Source organism: Bordetella genomosp. 7 (genome assembly GCF_002261265.1).
Classification (GTDB): Bacteria; Pseudomonadota; Gammaproteobacteria; order Burkholderiales; family Burkholderiaceae_B; genus Bordetella_A.
On record NZ_NEVK01000008.1, the window covers coordinates 733737 to 751399 of the forward strand.

Annotated in this window: 15 protein-coding genes; 9 read left to right on the forward strand and 6 right to left on the reverse strand. The window is 64.6% G+C overall.

What is annotated here, in order from left to right; genetic code table 11:
- Positions 1–9 precede the first annotated feature (9 nt).
- On the forward strand, positions 10–702 hold the full coding sequence (locus tag CAL19_RS19345) for a hypothetical protein (protein WP_170940393.1): 693 nt from the start codon (positions 10–12) through the stop codon (positions 700–702).
- Positions 703–740: 38 nt separating this feature from the next.
- Here the strand turns inward: CAL19_RS19345 and CAL19_RS19350 are convergent, their stop codons facing one another.
- Positions 741–1007, reverse strand: a complete 267-nt coding sequence (locus CAL19_RS19350; protein WP_026639218.1) for a DUF1488 family protein — start codon at positions 1005–1007, stop codon at positions 741–743.
- 303 nt (positions 1008–1310) lie between these two features.
- Here CAL19_RS19350 and rpoH point away from each other — a divergent pair, with 303 nt between their 5' ends.
- Positions 1311–2198, forward strand: coding sequence for an RNA polymerase sigma factor RpoH (rpoH, locus tag CAL19_RS19355; protein WP_026639217.1), 888 nt, complete (start codon positions 1311–1313; stop codon positions 2196–2198).
- A gap of 263 nt (positions 2199–2461) precedes the next feature.
- Here rpoH and CAL19_RS19360 read toward each other — a convergent pair whose 3' ends face one another.
- The gene (locus CAL19_RS19360) at positions 2462–3283 is read right to left on the reverse strand and encodes a phosphodiesterase (protein ID WP_026639216.1); all 822 of its coding nucleotides are present in this window, start codon (positions 3281–3283) and stop codon (positions 2462–2464) included.
- A gap of 168 nt (positions 3284–3451) precedes the next feature.
- On the opposite strand from CAL19_RS19360, the gene CAL19_RS19365 reads away from it, so the two are divergent.
- On the forward strand, positions 3452–6007 hold the full coding sequence (locus CAL19_RS19365; RefSeq protein WP_026639215.1) for a cation:proton antiporter: 2556 nt from the start codon (positions 3452–3454) through the stop codon (positions 6005–6007).
- 52 nt (positions 6008–6059) lie between these two features.
- On the opposite strand, the gene CAL19_RS19370 is transcribed toward CAL19_RS19365, so the two are convergent.
- From CAL19_RS19370 to CAL19_RS19380, 3 genes are all read right to left on the reverse strand, one after another.
- Positions 6060–7241 carry an FKBP-type peptidyl-prolyl cis-trans isomerase N-terminal domain-containing protein gene (locus CAL19_RS19370; RefSeq protein ID WP_094797699.1) on the reverse strand — a complete coding sequence of 394 codons (1182 nt, stop codon included), beginning with the start codon at positions 7239–7241 and terminating at the stop codon, positions 6060–6062.
- On the reverse strand, positions 7238–7603 hold the full coding sequence (locus tag CAL19_RS19375; protein ID WP_141214401.1) for a hypothetical protein: 366 nt from the start codon (positions 7601–7603) through the stop codon (positions 7238–7240). The genes CAL19_RS19370 and CAL19_RS19375 overlap by 4 nt, the downstream gene beginning before the upstream one ends.
- A gap of 151 nt (positions 7604–7754) precedes the next feature.
- Entirely contained in the window at positions 7755–8783 is a 1029-nt protein-coding gene (locus tag CAL19_RS19380) for a LacI family DNA-binding transcriptional regulator (RefSeq protein ID WP_026639213.1), read from the reverse strand.
- A gap of 110 nt (positions 8784–8893) precedes the next feature.
- On the opposite strand from CAL19_RS19380, the gene CAL19_RS19385 reads away from it, so the two are divergent.
- The 4 genes from CAL19_RS19385 (at position 8894) to CAL19_RS19400 (ending at position 13680) form a co-directional block, all read left to right on the forward strand.
- The gene (locus CAL19_RS19385) at positions 8894–9445 is read left to right on the forward strand and encodes a TRAP transporter small permease (protein WP_026639212.1); all 552 of its coding nucleotides are present in this window, start codon (positions 8894–8896) and stop codon (positions 9443–9445) included.
- A 29-nt stretch (positions 9446–9474) separates the two neighbouring features.
- Complete coding sequence (locus CAL19_RS19390; RefSeq protein WP_094797700.1) at positions 9475–10755, forward strand: TRAP transporter large permease; 1281 nt, start codon at positions 9475–9477, stop codon at positions 10753–10755.
- Positions 10756–10803: 48 nt separating this feature from the next.
- Positions 10804–11823 (forward strand): TRAP transporter substrate-binding protein, encoded by a 1020-nt coding sequence (locus tag CAL19_RS19395; protein ID WP_094797701.1) that lies wholly within the window; start codon positions 10804–10806, stop codon positions 11821–11823.
- 72 nt (positions 11824–11895) lie between these two features.
- Entirely contained in the window at positions 11896–13680 is a 1785-nt protein-coding gene (locus CAL19_RS19400; RefSeq protein WP_026639209.1) for an IlvD/Edd family dehydratase, read from the forward strand.
- A 31-nt stretch (positions 13681–13711) separates the two neighbouring features.
- Here CAL19_RS19400 and CAL19_RS19405 read toward each other — a convergent pair whose 3' ends face one another.
- Positions 13712–14542: an NUDIX hydrolase gene (locus CAL19_RS19405; RefSeq protein WP_094797702.1), complete on the reverse strand. Its 831-nt coding sequence runs from the start codon at positions 14540–14542 to the stop codon at positions 13712–13714.
- Positions 14543–14784: 242 nt separating this feature from the next.
- Here CAL19_RS19405 and coxB point away from each other — a divergent pair, with 242 nt between their 5' ends.
- Together coxB and ctaD are read left to right on the forward strand one after the other, a co-directional pair.
- The gene (gene coxB, locus CAL19_RS19410; protein ID WP_026639207.1) at positions 14785–15942 is read left to right on the forward strand and encodes a cytochrome c oxidase subunit II; all 1158 of its coding nucleotides are present in this window, start codon (positions 14785–14787) and stop codon (positions 15940–15942) included.
- Positions 15943–16036: 94 nt separating this feature from the next.
- Positions 16037–17647, forward strand: a complete 1611-nt coding sequence (gene ctaD, locus CAL19_RS19415; protein WP_094797703.1) for a cytochrome c oxidase subunit I — start codon at positions 16037–16039, stop codon at positions 17645–17647.
- The last annotated feature ends 16 nt before the right edge of the window (positions 17648–17663 follow it).

Here is a 17663-nt window from a genome sequence, read left to right on the forward strand (position 1 = left end):
GACTCCCACGTGATCAACGGCTTTGCCCCTTTTGTCTGGATGGCCCTGGCGGCGCTGCTGGTGTCGGTGCCGGGCATGGTGCTGTTGTTCGGGCGGGGCGGCCCGCGGGACGCCCATGGACGGCGCATGTTCCGCCTGCGCCCGGTTCGGCGGCTGTTTGGCGCATTGCTGCTCGCATTGGCGGTCGTGTCGGCCCTGCTGGCGCTGACGCTGACGCAGTTTCTGCGGCTGACTACCGACACGCCGGTGGCGCGGGTGCAGATCCACGAGCAGGCCCCAGGCCGGTTTCTGCTTACCGCGCATGCGCCGCCGGATGCCGCCGCGCGCGAATACCCGCTGGCCGGCGACCAGTGGCAGATCGATGGCAAGGTGGTGCGCTGGCGCCTGCCCGCGCTGCTGGCCGGCGTGCCGCCCCTGTATGCGTTCGACCGGATCTCGGGGCGCTACCGCGACATTGAACGCGAACGCAGCGAGCCGCGCACCGTACACGCACTGCACGACTGGCCCGTACCGGACCTGGCCGCGCTGAAGCGCGTGTTTCCCAACTGGCTGCCCTTCATTGACGTCGAATACGGCAGCGCGGCCTATATGCCCATGATAGACGGCGCGCGCTACCAGGTCTTCATGGACCCACGCGGCGCGATTGTCATCCGGCCCGACGGGCAGGCTACCGAAGATGCCCTGCGGCAGGCCGGGTGGTAGCCTGCCCGCCCGCGCCCGGCCCGTTGCGGCGTTGCGCGCTATTCGTCGTCGAAATCGCCCGCGCCCAATTTGATCGTGCCGTCGGCCGGCACCCATTGGGTTTTCTTGGCCAGCGTCCGGATCTGGTCTTCGGCGGCATCGAAGGCCCGCAGTAATTCGCTGCCGGTGCCGTCGGTTGCCCCAAAATAGCGCCTCAGGGCGTCTCCGGAAATTTCAAAGGGGCGAGTCACCCCGTCAGTTTCCAGTTCAAATACCACATCGTCACCCTGCACCCGGGCATTGGTGGCTTTGGCAAATGCACTCATGCGACCTCCTGACATAGGCGGGGAACCAGGCCCCGGGCCCTGTGCCCGGCAAACCGCGTGCCGCCCCACGCATTCCTTCCTGGGCGCGGAGCGCACGGCGAGCGTCCGGACGGGATCGAGCCTTGCTGGCCGGTACCATAGCCGCTTGGCTTGCAGAGGATGAATTTATTGGGGACGCACCAGATCGGCCCGAAACAGCCGGAACTCTGATGTATGTCAGCTGTCCAATTAGCACTCACAACACGAGAGTGCTAACATCAAATCCTTGTATAGTCGCCCGTCAATTTCCTGGAGACCGCCAACATGAAACAACCCAGCAGTTCGTTGGCCCTGTCCGGCAACGCCCTGGCGTTGGCCATCGCCAATCCAGGCTCGCTTGGCACTATCGAAGCCTATATCTCGGCCGTCAATCGCCTGCCGGTGCTGACGGCCGAACGCGAAACCGAACTGGGCCGCCGCCTGCGCGACCACGACGATCTGGATGCCGCCCGCGAGCTGGTGCTGTCGCACCTGCGGCTGGTCGTTTCGGTGGCGCGCCAATACCTGGGCTATGGCCTGCCCCACGCCGACCTCATCCAGGAAGGCAACGTGGGCCTGATGAAGGCCGTCAAGCGTTTCGACCCCGAGCGCGGGGTGCGCCTGGTGTCGTTCGCCGTGCACTGGATCAAGGCCGAAATCCACGAGTTCATCATCCGCAACTGGCGCATGGTGAAGGTGGCAACCACCAAGGCCCAGCGCAAGCTGTTTTTCAACCTGCGCAGCATGCGCCCCGATGGCCAGACACTCGACCCCGAACAGGTCGACCGCATCGCCGAAGAATTGAACGTGCGGCGCGAAGATGTCAGCGAAATGGAAGTCCGTCTGTCCGGGCGCGATCTGTCGCTTGAAAAGCAAGACGACGACGAAGAAGGCTACGCTCCCATCTCGTATCTGTCGGACGAAGGCCGCCAGGAACCCACGCGCGTGCTCGATCGCCGCGAACACGACGAACTGCAGGGCGCCGGCCTGGCGCATGCATTGCAAGCGCTTGATGCGCGCTCGCGACGCATCATCGAAGCGCGCTGGCTGCAAGACGACGGTGGCACGACGCTGCAAGAGCTGGCCGACGAATTCGGCGTGTCGGCCGAGCGCATCCGCCAGATTGAATCCGCGGCCTTGAAAAAGATGCGCGGCGCGCTGGCGCCCGCCTGATCTTCCTTGCGCCGCGCGAAGATACAAGTTGATTCAAATTCGCGCGGCGTGATCTTCCATGGCGGGAACCTTAAGCCTCCCGGCAAGCCTAAATGCATGTAGACCGCGTTACCGGTTTCCGGTTTGGCAGTCTTGCGTCCGTTTCGGCTTCTCCTCTTTCCCCTCCCCATGAAACGGATGCTTGTCAGGGGCACCTCGCATATCGGTGCCCCTTTTTTTTGCGCGCAAACCGCGCGTATCCGATATGCCGGCGTGGCTGCCGTTTATGCCAGGTTGAGCGCTGCCCGGCGCAATTGCTGCCAGGCGCCTGGGTCCAGGCGCCGCACGCCCGTGGCGAGCGAGCCGTCGCGATACAGCTTCAGCCACCGGTAGCCGGGGGGCGCGTCGTCCAGCACGTGCTGCCCTTCGCGTATGGCGAACTGGAAACACGTGGACGGGCTGGCCAGCATGCGCAGATGGTGCCGGCGCCGATCAAAGGCCTGGTGAACGTGCCCCCACAACAGTACGCGCGTGCGAGGCAATGCGGCCAGGCGCTGAAAAAGCTCGGCGGCATTGTCCACCATCATGGTGTCGTGCCACTTGCTGTCCATCTGCACGGGATTGTGATGCAGCGCCACCAGGATGTGGCGGTCGCCCGCCAGCGCGACCGCGCGCTCGAGTAAATCGAACTGCGCGTCATCGATATGCCCCGCATCGGAGCCCGACACCGTGGAATCAAGCAGAATGATGCGCCAGGCGCCTATGTCGGTGACGGGCTGGGTCCACAGCCCCAGGCTGTGGCGCAGCGTGAGCGGATTGTCGTGGTTGCCGGGCAGGCAGCGTACCGGCCAGTCGTTCTGTTCGAGCAGTTCTCGCAGGCGCTGGTACGAGGCGGGGGAACCATCCTGAGACAGGTCGCCGGTGGCCAGCAGCAGGTCGGGCCGGTGCCCGTTGGCGCGCACCAGGTCCAGCACCGCGCGCAGGCTGGCGTCGGTGTTGACCTGGCACATGATGCTGTCTGGCTCGGCCAGCAGATGGGTGTCAGTAATCTGCACCAATAAGGTAGGCGCGTCGGCGCGGCCGGCGCTGGAAGTCGAGGCCGGCAAAAGGCTCTCCCCTGCGTGTTCGGAACGTCAGTACCTTACCCAAAAAGCATGGGCGTCGGGTACGGCTGGCCTGGCGAGGCGTAACGAAACGTGGAAGCCGCGCAGGCTGCACGGATAAAAAACGCTATTCTTGCGATACCTCATGTATGTGCATTTTCCGACGCGTTCATGGATATCGGTCTGATCGTATTCGGCCTGTCCGGCCTGTTGACGCTGGTGTGTTTTATGCCGCCGCTGGCCGGTCGCGTCAAGCTTCCCTATTCAGTCCTGCTGGCCATCGTGGGCTGTCTGCTGGGCGTCCTGGTGCATGTGCACGGGTGGGCGCCGCCCATGCTGGGCGATCTGCTGGATACGATCGAATACTTCGAGATTTCGTCGGAAACCTTCCTGATGGTGTTCCTGCCGGTGCTGCTGTTCGAAACCGCGCTGGCCATGAACGTACGGCGGCTGCTCGACGACATCGGGCCTATCTTGATGATGGCCGTCGTGGCCGTGGTGGTGTGCACGGTGGTGGTGGGTTTTGCGGTCAGCGCCGTGTCGTCGCACGGGCTGGTCGTCTGCCTGCTGCTGGGCGCCATCGTCGCCACCACCGATCCGGTTGCCGTGGTGGGCATCTTCCGCGAGGTAGGCGCGCCCCGGCGCCTGACCACGCTGGTCGAAGGCGAAAGCCTGTTCAACGACGCCGCTTCCATCGCGCTGTATTCCGTGCTGCTGGCCGTGCTGGGCGGCCAGGGCACACTGAGCGTAAGCGGGGTATTCAACGACTTTGTCTATCACTTCGTGGGCGGCGGGCTGGCGGGTTTTGTGATGGGCCGCGGCGCGTGCTTCCTGTTTGCATGGCTGCGGGGGTTTCCCACGGCCGAGATCACGCTGACACTGACGCTGGCCTACCTGTCATTCTTTATCTCTGAGCACTATCTGGGCGTGTCGGGCGTGGTGGCTACGGTCATTGCCGGGTTGGTGGTGGGGTCCACGGGGCGTACCCGCATGTCGCCCATTACCTTCGAACACCTGGCGAGCTCCTGGGGGCAATTCGGCTTCTGGGCCAACTCGCTGATCTTCCTGTTTGCGGCCATGCTGGTGCCCAAGTTGATGGCGGCGGCCGAACCGGAAGAACTGCTGATGGTGGCCGTCGTGTTTGTGGTGACGCTGGCGGCGCGCGCCATTGTGGTGTTCGGGCTGTTGCCTTTGCTGGGGCTCACGCCGCTGGGCACCAAAGTCAGCACGCCGTACAAGACGGTGATGCTGTGGGGGGGATTGCGGGGCGCGGTGTCGCTGGCCTTGGCCCTGGCGGTCACCGAGCAGGACGCAGTGCCGGAAGCCGCGCGCCAGTTCATCGCCGTGGTGACAACGGGCTATGTATTGTCGACCTTGTTCATCAACGGCATGACCCTGCGTCCGCTGATCCGCGTGCTGGGCCTGAATCAGCTGTCGCCCATCGAGCGCGCCATCCGCAACCAGGCGCTGGTGGTGGCGCTGGAAGATCTGCAGGGCAAGACCTCGGAACTGGCCAAGACCGACCACATCAGCCCCGAGGTCGGCGAGCGCATCCACGCGGTGTTCGATGCCAGCCTTACCAGCGTGCACGACGGGCAGATCGCCCAGATGACCGACGAGCAGCGCGTGGCCGTGGGGCTGACCATCATGGCGCAGCGCGAGCAAGAGCTGTTTTTCGACATTCTCAAGGCGCAGATCGTTGACTGGCGCATGGCCGAGGCCTTGCTGGCGCGCTCCGAGCGCCTGGAAGATGCGGTGCGCAATCGGGGCCTGGCGGGCTTTCAGCAGGGTATCGAGGCCGACATCCGGTATTCCAGGGGGTTTCGCCTGGCGTTGCGCATGCACTATATGTTCGGGCTTCAGGGCTGGCTGGCGCACGAATTGGCGCTGCGCTTTGCCAATCTGATGACCAAGCGTTCGGTGGCGCAGCGCCTGATCGTCTTTGCGCGCGAGCAGATCGGGCCATTGCTCGGCCAGGCGGCTGCCGATCAGATTATTGCCACGCACCAGCGGCGCCTGGACCTGATCGAACATGCGCTGCAGGCACTGAACCTGCAATACCCGTCGTACGCGCTGTGGCTGCAGGAAAGCTACCTGGGCCGCACGGCGCGCGAACTCGAGCGCATCCGTTATCAAGACATGCTCGACCAATCGCTGATCAGCGGCGAAGTCTACGCAGACCTGATGAAGCAGTTGAAGGACCGCTGGCGGCATATCGAGCGGCATCCGCCCCTGGATATGGAGCTGGGGGCGGCGGAGCTGATTACCCGTGTGCCGCTGTTCGAAGGGTTGAGCCCCGATTCGTTGCGCGCCATCAGCCGGTTGCTGCGCCCGCGCCTGGCGCTACCCGACCAGCCGGTGTTGACACATGGGCGGCATGGGCAGGAAATGTGTTTCGTTGCATCCGGCGCCGTGTCCGTGCATTTGCCCGATGGCACTACGGTAGAGCTGGGTAGCGGCGAATTCATCGGCGAGCTGGCCCTGCTGGGAAAGCAGCAGGTCAATCCGGACGTGCACTCGCTGGGATACAGCAAGCTGCTGATGCTGTCGTTGCGCGATTTCGAGGCGTTGCTGGCACGGGATGCCGACCTGCGCGAACGCATCCAGGCCGTGGCCAGGCAACGCTTGCGCGCCATTGAAGTATGGGAGCAGTTTTCGCGGGGCGGCGCGGCCGCGCCGCCCGGTCCGGCGGGCGAACTGCCCGGGCCCGCGCCGGCGGATGCCTGAACGCAAAGGCGCGCCCGGCCCGGCAGGCGCCGGGCGGCGCGCGTGATGATGCTCAGGGCGACTTGATATCGAGCACCTTGATGGTCATCACGACCACGGCGCCGGGCGGCACCACGCCGGGAACGCCGTCTTGGCCGTAGACCTGGTCGCCCGGTATGTGTACGCGGGCCGAGCCGCCCACCCCCAGCTTCTTTACTATGGCCTGGAACAGGGGCGGCAGATCGCCCACCGCGCTGCTGGCCTTTTCGGCGTCGGCCAGCACTTCGCCCGTGCCCAGTGCTTCGGTAAGCTCGAACAGCACCTGGCTTCGCGCGTGCGCCGTTGGCGGCTTGCCGGGGTCGATAACCCGGTAGACCGCTCCTTCGGATGTCTTGACCGCGCCTTTTTCCTTGGCGGCTTTTTCGAGCAGGCCGGCGCTTTCTTTTTGGTTCTTCGACAGCATGGCCTTGCCGAGCGACTGGTCGATGCGGGCCAGTTCCGCTGCGATCGCATCTTGCGCAAGCTGCAGGCGGTTGTGGATCTTGTCGTGGAACCCCTGGGTGAACGCGCGCACGTCCAGTTTCATGCCGACCGAGCGGAATTTTTCGGTTTCTTGCGGCACGCTGTCTCCGTACCAGGCGCCCACCGCATAGCTTGCCTTGACGTCCTGGGAGGCGCCTTTGCCCATTACAAAGGCGGGGCCTGCCGTGGCGGCCTTGGGGGTCGCCTCGGCCTGCGGATCGGCAAGCCTGCCTTTCAGGGCGGCGAGTTCGGCCGCGGCCCGGTCTCGTTCAGCCGCCAGGGCGGCGCTTTTCTGTTGGTGCGCGCGTTCGCTGTCGGCCAGCGAAGCGACCTGCGCCCGCAGTGTGGCGAGTTCGGCCGCCGCGGTACCGACCGCCGCGGCACCGACCGCCGCGGTGTCGACCGCCGCGCCATCGGCATGGCTTGCGGGCTGCGCCTGCAATTGTTCGATGCGTTGCGCCAGCAGGGCATTTTGGCGTAGCGCTTCGTCCAGCTGCTGTATCAGTTTGGCGGATTGGGCGGTGTCGCACTGAGGCGGCGTGGCCTCGCACGTTTCGGGCGGCGTGGCTAAGGTATGGACGGGCAGGCTGGTTGCGGCGCCGTCCACGATCTGTTCGGTGATGAGCCTGTCCAGCAACTGCAGGCCGGCCGACGGCTGCGGCTGGGCTGCGGCCCGGCCGGCGCCAGCCAGCCATAGTGCGCAGCAGAACGCGGCGCCAAGATGCTTGTTCATAGCGTGCTCAGGGCGTCAACGCGATTCATCATGTTGGAGTAAACGGCGTTCTTGATGCGTACGCAAACCAGCGAAAGCGCCTTGTTGATTTCGGTAAGCATGACTTCGGAAGAACTGCCGTCGACCAGGGGCTCGTTGTCTTTATAGACGCCGTAGCCGTCGTTGATGGTCTGGAACTGCTGTCGGTAGAGTTCGTAGGCAGCCGGATCAAGCTTTCGCAGTGCCGCGAATTCCTGGTAACACCGTTCTTCGCGCGCGGTCTTGTCGGCCTTTTGCGTGGTGACGGCAGACGGGCCGGCGCCACAGGCTGAAAGCAGCATGGCCATCGACAGAACGGCCATGGCAGCAGGAGTTATGCGCATAAATTCCTCGTACCTGACTTGAATGTTGCTGAAGTGCGGGCATTGTCGAGGCTTTCATTGCGCGGGCGTTGCCGCTATTTCTGAAACGCGAAAAGGTTTGATGCCGGACAGACAACCGTGCGAAGCCGGCTTGCACGCGGCGTGAGCCGGATCAGGTGGTTTCGCGCTGCACCAGCTCAAAGCCCAGGTCTACGTGCCGTTGAGCCAGGGGTTGCCCGTCGAGCTGTTGCAGCAACAACGAGGCGGCCGTCAGGCCGATTTCATAGCGCGGGGTGGCAATGGTGGATAGCGGCGGAGTCGTCCAGGCAGTGCCGGCGAAATCATGAAAACCCACGATGCCCATGGACCGCGGCACCGCCACGCCGCGCCGGGCGCACTGGAATACAGCGCCCTGGGCAAGATCGTCGTTGCAGAAGAACAGCCCGTCGCAATCCGGATGGCGGTCGAGGATACGGTCCAGCAGTTCGGCGCCCAGCGCAATGGATGACTTCTGCGGCGTCATGAGTTCAAGTGCCGGATCGTGCAGCCCGGCTTCGCGCAATGCATGGCGCGCGCCGTCGCAGCGCCGCAGCGAGCGCGGGTCGAGCTGCGCGCCCACGATGCCGATGCGGCGATACCCGCGTTCGAGCAGATGGCGGCATGCGGCCAGGCCGGAATCGAACTGCGAGAAGCCCACGCTGAGCTCGGCCGAATCGGAAGGCAGGGTTTCAATCGTGTGCACCGTCGGCATGCCGGCGGTGCGCAACAACTGCCATACCCCGGGCGTATGGTCGACGCCGGTCAGGATGACGCCGTCGGGAGAATGCTGCAAATAAGTGCGCAGCTGCGCTTCTTCCGAGTCCAGCGAATAGCCCGTAACCCCCACCAGCAGGTGGTAGCCCTGGGCGTCCAGGGTTTCTTTGATGCCGGTGATGATGTCCAGGAACACCACGTTCGTCAGCGACGGCACAAGCGCCACCACAATGCGGGAACGGGACGACGCCAGCGCGCTGGCTGCATGGTTGGGCACGTAGCCCAGCTCGTGGCAGATCTGCAGCACCCGTTCGCGTACCGCCGGCGCCACCTTGTGGGGCGCGCGCAAGGCGCGCGACACCGTAATGGCGCTGACCCCCGCGTGCCGCGCCACCTGCTGCATGGTGACCCGGCCGCCGCGGGTGCTGCGGGGCTTGCGTGCCGACATGTGAATATCCGTTTACAGAAAGGGCGTAGTCTGCCCCAAGGGGTTTACAGTGGCCAGATGTTAGCGCTAACATCGCACGCTGTTTGAAAAAAATCAACTGGAGACAAATCATGAAGCCTGCTCCCCAGCAGCGCCCGCCCCAAGGCGCCCGCGGATGGCCGGCACGCGCGGCCGATGCCTGCAGCCGGCTTCAGACCTGGCTGATGGTGGCCTGTCTGGCAGTCATGGTGGTGCTGCTGTTCGGCAACGTTGCGCTGCGCTACCTGTTCAATTCCGGCATCAACGCATCCGACGAATTGTCGCGGCTGGCGTTCGTGTGGCTGATCTTCCTGGGGGCGGTGCTGGCGATGCGTGATCACCAGCACATCGGCGTCACCATGCTGGTGCAGCGCTTCGGCCGGCGCGCGCGCAGGCTGGTCCATGTCGTGTGCCAGTTGCTGACGCTGTGGGTGTTGTGGCTGATGGCCGAAGGCGGCTGGGCGCAGACGCTCATCGGCACCGGAACGCGCCTGCCGGTAACCGGCCTGCCCCTGGCCGTGTTCGATGCAGCCGTGCTGTATGCGGCCGTGGCCATGGGCCTGCTGGTCATCGTAGACCTGGTCCGCGTGCTTGCGGGCGGCGATCCGCCGCTGGATGCCGCCGCCGAAGATACGACCGTGTAAGCGCCACCTCGACTTCTATTCCATACATCATGATTCTCACCCTATTCCTGGTGGTGCTGCTGGGGCTGATCGCCCTGGGCATGCCGATCGCGTTCGCGTTGCTGCTCAGCGCGGTCGCCTTGATGTTTCAGTTGAACTTCTTCGATTCGCAGATCATTGCGCAGAACATGCTTTCGGGCGCCAACAGTTTCACGCTGATGGCCGTGCCCCTGTTCATGCTGGCGGGCGAAATCATGAACGCCGGCGGTATATCGCGCCGCATCGTGCATCTGGCCAGCATGTTCGTCGGCCATATCCGTGGCGGGTTGGGCTATGTGGCCATTTTCGCCAGCGTGTTGCTGGCCGCGCTGTCGGGCTCGGCCGTGGCCGATGCCGCCGCGCTGGGCACGCTGCTGATCCCCATGCTGCGCAACCAGGGCTACAGCGCCGAACAGGCCTCGGGGCTGATCGCGGCGGGCGGCATCGTGGCGCCCATCATTCCCCCGTCGATTTCCTTCATTATTTTCGGCGTGGCAACCAACGTCTCCATCACCAAGCTGTTCTTCGCCGGCATCGCGCCCGGGCTGATGATGGGGCTGACCCTGGTGGCGGTCTGGAGCTGGGTGGCGCGCCGCCAGGGCGCGTTGGCGCCCGCCCCCAGGCAACCCTGGGGCGTGCGGTTGCGGGCCCTGCGCGAGGCGATATGGGCGCTGATGCTGCCTGTCATCATCATCGGCGGGTTGCGAGGCGGCATATTCACGCCCACCGAAGCGGCCGTGGTGGCGGCGGTGTACGCATTGCTGGTCAGCCTGTTCGTCTATCGCGAGATCACGGTGCGCGACCTGGGCCCCCTGTTTGCCAGCGCTGCGCGCACCACGGCAGTGGTGATGTTCCTGGTGGCCGCCGCGATGGTGTCGTCGTACATGATCACGCTGGCCGACATGCCGCAGGACCTGATCAATCTGCTGGCGCCCGTACTCGACCAGCCCAAGCTGCTGATGTTCTGCCTGATGGTGCTGCTGACCCTGGTGGGCACCGTCATGGACCTGACGCCCACTATCCTGATCCTGGCGCCCGTGCTGATGCCGGTGATCACCAAGGCCGGCATCGACCCGATCTACTTCGGCGTCATGTTTGTCATGGTGGGTTGCGTGGGCCTCCTGACCCCGCCGGTAGGCACGGTGTTGAACGTGGTCTGCGGCGTGGCGCGCATCAATATGGAGACCATCTGCAAAGGTGTCTGGCGTTATGTGGCCGCGTACACGGCCTTGATTATGATTTTGGTGATCTTCCCGGAGCTGATCACCGTACCCGCGCGCTGGCTGTACTGAACGGCACTGACCGCTGCCGGCGCAATTCAGCAAACCAAGGAGGAGCACATGTTCAAGACTTTCAAACACACTTTGTTGTCCCTGGCCGTGGCGGTATCGTGCACGGCGGCCGGGGCGGCCGCGGCGCAGGATATCAAGCCGCGGCTGATCCGCTTCGGCTACGGCCTGAATGACGACAGCGTGCAGGGCCGCGCGGCGCGCTTCCTGGCCGAAGAAGTGACCAAGCTCAGCGACGGAAAAATGAAGATGCGCACGTTCGGCTCGGCCAGCCTGGGGTCCGACGAGCAAATGCAGAACGCGCTGGTCGGCGGGGTACAGGAAATGATGGTCGGCTCCACCGCGCCGCTGGCCACCATGGTGAAGGAATTCGGCGTGTTCGACCTGCCGTTCCTGTTCAACAGCGACAAGGAGGCCGACGCCGTGCTCGACGGCCCGCTGGGCCAGCGCCTGCTGGAAATGCTGGAAGCCAAGGGCCTGGTGGGCCTGGTGTACTGGGAGAACGGCTTTCGCAACCTGACCAATTCCAAGCACCCCGTGGTCAAGGCCGAAGACCTGCAAGGCATCAAGCTGCGCGTGATGCAGAACCAGGTGGCCCTGGGCGTGTTCAATGCCCTGGGCGCCAACGCCGTGCCCATGCCGTTCTCTGAACTGTTTACCGCGCTGGAAACCCGCACGGTCGACGGTCAGGAGAACCCGGTTACCACCATCCAGAGCAGCAAGTTCTACGAGGTACAACCCTTCCTGACCATCACGCGGCATGTGTACACGCCGTGGGTGGTGCTGGCATCGAAAAAGTGGTGGGATACGCTGACGCCGGACGAACAGGAACTCATCCGCAAGGCCGCCGCCGCATCGCGTGACTTCGAACGCAAAGACAGCCGTGCCGATTCCGAAAAGGCCATGGCGACGCTCAAGCAGAACGGCATGAAGATCAACGTGGTGTCCGAGGCCGAAGTGGCGCGCATGCGCGAGAAAGTGCAGCCGGTGGTCGACAAGTACACGCAGGAACTCGGCCCCGAGCTGGTCAAGGAACTGCAGGACGAAATCCAGAAGGCGCGCGGCCAGTAACTGCAGAGCGTTCCAGCGCCGGGCCCGCGTGGGCCCGGCATCGCATCCCCTGTTGCATCGTAGCGATAAGCCATGTCCCAAACGCCTCGTAGACTGCGCAGCCAGAAATGGTTCGACGACCCTTCCCACGCCGACATGACCGCCATTTATGTCGAGCGTTACCTCAACTCCGGCATTACGCGCGCTGAGCTGCAGTCGGGGCGGCCTATCATCGGCATCGCCCAGACCGGCAACGACCTGGCGCCCTGCAACCGCCACCATCTGCAGCTGGCCGAACGCGTCAAGGCCGGCATACGCGACGCGGGCGGCATCCCCATGGAATTTCCCGTTCATCCGCTGGCCGAGCAGGGGCGGCGGCCCACGGCCGCGCTGGACCGCAACCTGGCCTATCTGGGCCTGGTCGAGATCCTGCACGGCTATCCGCTGGATGGCGTGGTGCTGACCACGGGGTGCGACAAGACCACGCCCGCCTGCCTGATGGCCGCCGCCACGGTAGACATTCCCGCCATCGTGTTGTCCGGCGGGCCCATGCTCGACGGCTGGCACGACGGCCAGCGCGTGGGTTCGGGCACCGTCATCTGGCACGCGCGCAACCTGATGGCGGCGGGCAAGATCGACTATGAAGGCTTCATGCAACTGGCCACGGCGTCCTCGCCGTCGGTGGGGCATTGCAACACCATGGGCACGGCGCTGTCGATGAACTCGCTGGCCGAGGCCCTGGGCATGTCGCTGCCGGGGTGCGCCAGCATACCCGCGCCATATCGCGAGCGCGGACAGATGGCCTATGCCACCGGCATGCGCATCTGCGACCTGGTGCGCGAGGACGTACGGCCCACGCACATTCTTACGCGCGAAGCTTTTGAAAACGCCATCGTGGTGGCATCGGCTCTTGGGGCGTCCAGTAACTGCCCGCCGCACCTGATCGCCATTGCACGCCACGCGGGCGTGGACCTGACGCTGGACGACTGGCAGCGCCTGGGCGAAGACGTGCCGCTGCTGGTGAACTGCGTACCGGCCGGAGAATACCTGGGCGAAGGCTTTCACCGCGCGGGCGGCGTGCCGGCCGTGCTGCACGAATTGCAGAAGGCCGGCCGGCTGCACGATGGCTGCAGGACGGTCTCGGGCCGCACCATGGGCGACATCGCCGCGGCCTCGGCCACGAACAACCGAGATGTGATCCGCAGTTGCGACGCGCCGCTGCGGCACCGCGCCGGCTTCATCGTGCTGTCGGGCAATTTCTTCGACAGCGCGATCATGAAAATGTCGGTGGTGGGCGAGGCATTCCAGCGTTCGTATCTGGAAACCCCGGGCGATGAGAACGCGTTCGAGGCCCGCGCCATCGTTTTTGACGGCCCCGAGGACTACCACGCCCGTATCGACGACCCGTCGTTGAATATCGACGAGCACTGTATCCTGGTCATCCGCGGCTGCGGCACCGTGGGATACCCTGGCAGCGCCGAAGTGGTGAACATGGCGCCGCCGTCGCGTCTTATCAAGGCCGGGGTCGACTCCCTGCCTTGCCTGGGCGACGGCCGCCAGAGCGGGACGTCGGGCAGCCCGTCCATCCTGAACATGTCGCCCGAGGCTGCCGTGGGCGGCGGCCTGAGCCTACTGCAGACGGGCGATCGCCTGCGTGTGGACCTGAACCAGCGGTCGGTGACCCTGATGGTCAGCGACGAAGAACTGGCCCGGCGCAAGGCCAGCGCCCAGCCGGCTCCGATACCGCCCTCTCAGACGCCGTGGCAGGAAATCTATCGCCAGTTCGTGGGGCAGTTGTCTACCGGAGGCTGCCTGGAGCCGGCCACGCTGTATCTAAAGGTTGTTGAAACCCGCGGCGACCCGCGGCATTCGCACTAGGCTCGCACACGGTTTCCCTGGGAGTGAACTGCTAGATTTCTCCCAGGGCGCGGCGTTGCATGATGTCTTCCAGGATGACCAGCGACGCTTCCACTGTGAATTCGCCGGCCACGATGCGCTGCACGGCCTCATCGACGGGAATGTGGGTGATTTCCATGACCTCGCCATCCTGGTTGGCCGGTTGCGCGCCTTCGGGCAGCACGCAGGTGCTGGTCAGCAGGTCTTCCACCTGATAGCCCTCGGGCAGCCGGCGGTGCATGCGCAATATGGTTCGCAGCGGCGAGCGCTGCGCCAGGAGCCCGGCCGCCAGGCCGGCCTCTTCGGCGCATTCGCGCAGCAGCGCCCGGTCGAGGTCTTCGCCGCTGCTTGCCAGCCCGCCCACGAGTGTGTCCCACATGCCGGGGTCGGTGGATTTGCTGAGCGCGCGCCGGGCCACCCACAGCCGGCCATCCGGCGTCCAGGCGTTCAGGTGTACCGCCCGGGTCAGCACGCCCAGCGGCCGCACGGCGGCGCGTTCGATCGCGCCCAGTTTCTCGTCGCCGGCAGTCACGTCCAGCAATTCGTTGCGCCAGCCGCGCAGGCAGTCGGCGTCGCGCAGGGCCAGCGCCACTTCGGCCAGCAGGGCGTCCAGTCGGGGCCCTGCCGTCAGGCCGGACCCGATGCGCAGCGCGTCGGCCTGCACTTGCACCTGGTCGAGCGGCCTTAGCGCATCGCAGGCTGCGTGGGTGGCCCAGCCGCAGCAGCGGTCGGCCACGTACAGGGGCGATGCCAATTCCGGCGGATGTTCTTGCACGCGCTCGGCCAATTGGGCGTAGAGCGCAGCCACGCGGGCGGGTGCGTCGGGGGGCGGAGGGGTCAACATTCCGGCGATTTTAGTGCAGCGCCCCGTTCCGGGCGGCGCAAAGTGGGGGCATCGCGCCCAGGTTCAAGAGCGCCAAATTACATTAAATTGCGCGTCCGCTATAATTCTGCGGTTTCTTTGTGATTCGAGTGGGGTAGACCGGCCGCAGGCCGGGTTTGCGCCTGCCGTCTAATAAATTGCGTGTATTCCGTCATCGCCGGCAGGCGGCCACGGAAACGCTCGCGCCGTGTTTCGAGGTAAGCATGAAGAAGTGGAGAGGGATACTGGGCGCCTGTGCATTGCTTGCGAGCAGTGTCGCCAACGCGCAGGTACAAGACATGCCCGGCGGCCCGAAAGTCAATCAGCTCAACCTGCACGAAGGCGTGACCCAGATCGCGCACGAGATCATGTGGCTGCATTGGCTGCTGTTGATCATCTGTGGCGTGATCTTCCTTGGCGTGTTCGGGGTCATGTTCTATTCCATCTGGGCGCACCGGAAGTCGCGCGGGCACAAGGCCGCCACCTTCCACGAGCACCTGGGCGTGGAAGTCGCCTGGACCGTCATCCCCTTCATCATCGTCATTGCCATGGCGCTGCCGGCCACCAAGACCGTGGTCGCCATGAAAGACACTTCCAGCGCCGACCTGACCGTGAAGGTCACCGGCTACCAATGGAAATGGGGCTACGAATACATCGACGGCCCGGCCGCCGGCGTCAGCTTCCTGTCCACCCTTTCCACGCCCCGCGCGCAGATCGAAGGCCGCGAGCCCAAGGGTGAGTTCTACCTGATGGAAGTCGACAACAACCTGGTCGTGCCGGTCGACAAGAAGGTTCGCATCGTGCTCACCGCCGCGGACGTCATCCACTCGTGGATGATCCCCGACTTCGGCGTCAAGCAGGACGCGATCCCCGGTTTCCTGCGCGATGCCTGGTTCCGTGCCGAAAAAGTCGGCACCTACCGTGGCCAGTGCGCCGAGCTCTGTGGCCGAGACCACGCCTTCATGCCCATCGTGGTCGAAGTCAAGTCGCAGGAAGACTACGACAAGTGGGCCGAAGAGCAGAAGAAAAAGCTCGCGGCAAATGCCGACGATCCCACCAAGGAATGGACCCAGGAAGAGCTGGTCGCCCGTGGCGAAAAGGTCTACGCCGCCAACTGCGTGGCTTGCCACCAGGCCAACGGCAAGGGCGTGCCGGGATCTTTCCCTCCGCTTGACGGCGACAAAACGGTGCTGGGCCCGCAGGGTCCCCAGATCGACGTCGTGCTGCACGGCCGGCCCGGTACGGCCATGGCCGCCTTCGGCCCGCAGCTCAACGACGTAGAAATCGCCTCGGTCATCACTTATACGCGCCATGCCTGGAGCAATGCAGGCAAGGGCGAAGACCCCGTGGTACAGCCCAAGGATGTCGTGGCGGCGCGCTGATCGCGCCAGCCCCATCCCCTGTTAGCAGAACCCGTCACGAGACATCTGCCGGCCTCCTGGACCGAGGCCGGCAATTAGCAGGAAGGAGTCCATAATGAGCAGCGCCACTGTAGACCACGTGTCGCCTGGCCACGGCCACGGTCACGAGCACGATGATCACCACGCCGCGCCCACCGGTTGGCGTCGTTGGCTATTTGCCACCAACCACAAAGACATCGGGACGATGTATCTCATCTTCTCGTTCGTCATGCTTCTTGAAGGCGGCTTGCTGGCCCTGCTGCTGCGCACCGAGCTCTTCGAGCCGGGCCTGCAGTTCTTCCGCCCCGAACTGTTCAACCAGTTCACCACCATGCACGGCCTCATCATGGTGTTCGGCGCGATCATGCCGTCGTTCGTGGGCTTCGCCAACTGGATGATCCCGATGCAGATCGGCGCGTCCGACATGGCCTTTGCGCGCATGAACAACTTCAGCTTCTGGCTGCTGCCCGTGGCCGCCATCATGCTGACGATTTCGTTCTTCGTGCCGGGCGGCGCCACCGCCGCGGGCTGGACGCTGTACGCTCCGCTGTCCACGCAGATGGGCCCGGGCATGGACCTGGCCATCTTCGCCGTGCACATCATGGGCGCCTCGTCCATCATGGGCGCGATCAACGTCATCGTCACCATCCTGAACATGCGCGCTCCCGGCATGACGCTGATGAAGATGCCGATGTTCTGCTGGACCTGGCTGATCACCGCCTTCCTGCTGATCGCCGTGATGCCCGTGCTGGCCGCCGCCATCACCATGCTGCTGACCGACCGCCACTTCGGCACCGGCTTCTTCAATGCGGCCGCCGGCGGCGACCCGGTGCTGTACCAGCACGTGTTCTGGTTCTTCGGGCACCCCGAGGTCTACATCATGATCCTGCCGGCCTTCGGCATCGTGTCGGCCATCGTGCCCGCGTTCTCGCGCAAGAAGCTGTTCGGCTACGCGTCCATGGTGTATGCCACCTCGGCCATCGCGGTGTTGTCGTTCATCGTGTGGGCGCACCACATGTTCACCACCGGCATGCCCGTCACCGGCCAGCTGTACTTCATGTACGCCACCATGCTGATCTCCATTCCCACCGGGGTGAAGGTGTTCAACTGGGTGGCCACCATGTGGCGCGGCTCCATGACGTTCGAAACCCCCATGCTGTTCTCGGTGGGCTTCATCTTCGTGTTCACCATGGGCGGCTTCACCGGCCTGATCCTGTCGGTGGCGCCCATCGACATCCAGGTTCACGACACCTACTACGTGGTCGCGCACTTCCACTACGTGCTGGTGGCCGGCTCGCTGTTCGCGCTGTTCGCGGGCGCGTACTACTGGGTGCCCAAGTGGACGGGCCGCATGTACAACGAGAAGCTGGGCAAAGTGCACTTCTGGTCCACCCTGATCTCGTTCAACATCACGTTCTTCCCCATGCACTTCCTGGGGCTGGCCGGCATGCCGCGCCGCTACGCCGACTACGCCGCGCAGTTCACCACCTTCCACCAGATGGCCACCATCGGCGCGTTCTGGTTCGGGCTGTCGCAGCTGCTGTTCCTGTATGTCATGGTGCAGTGCTACCGTGGCAAGGGTGCGCCCGCGGCTGCCAAGCCCTGGGAAGGCGCCGAAGGCCTGGAATGGACCGTGCCGTCGCCCGCGCCGTTCCATACCTTTGAGACTCCGCCGGAAGTAAAGTAAGCGGGGATACAAAGTA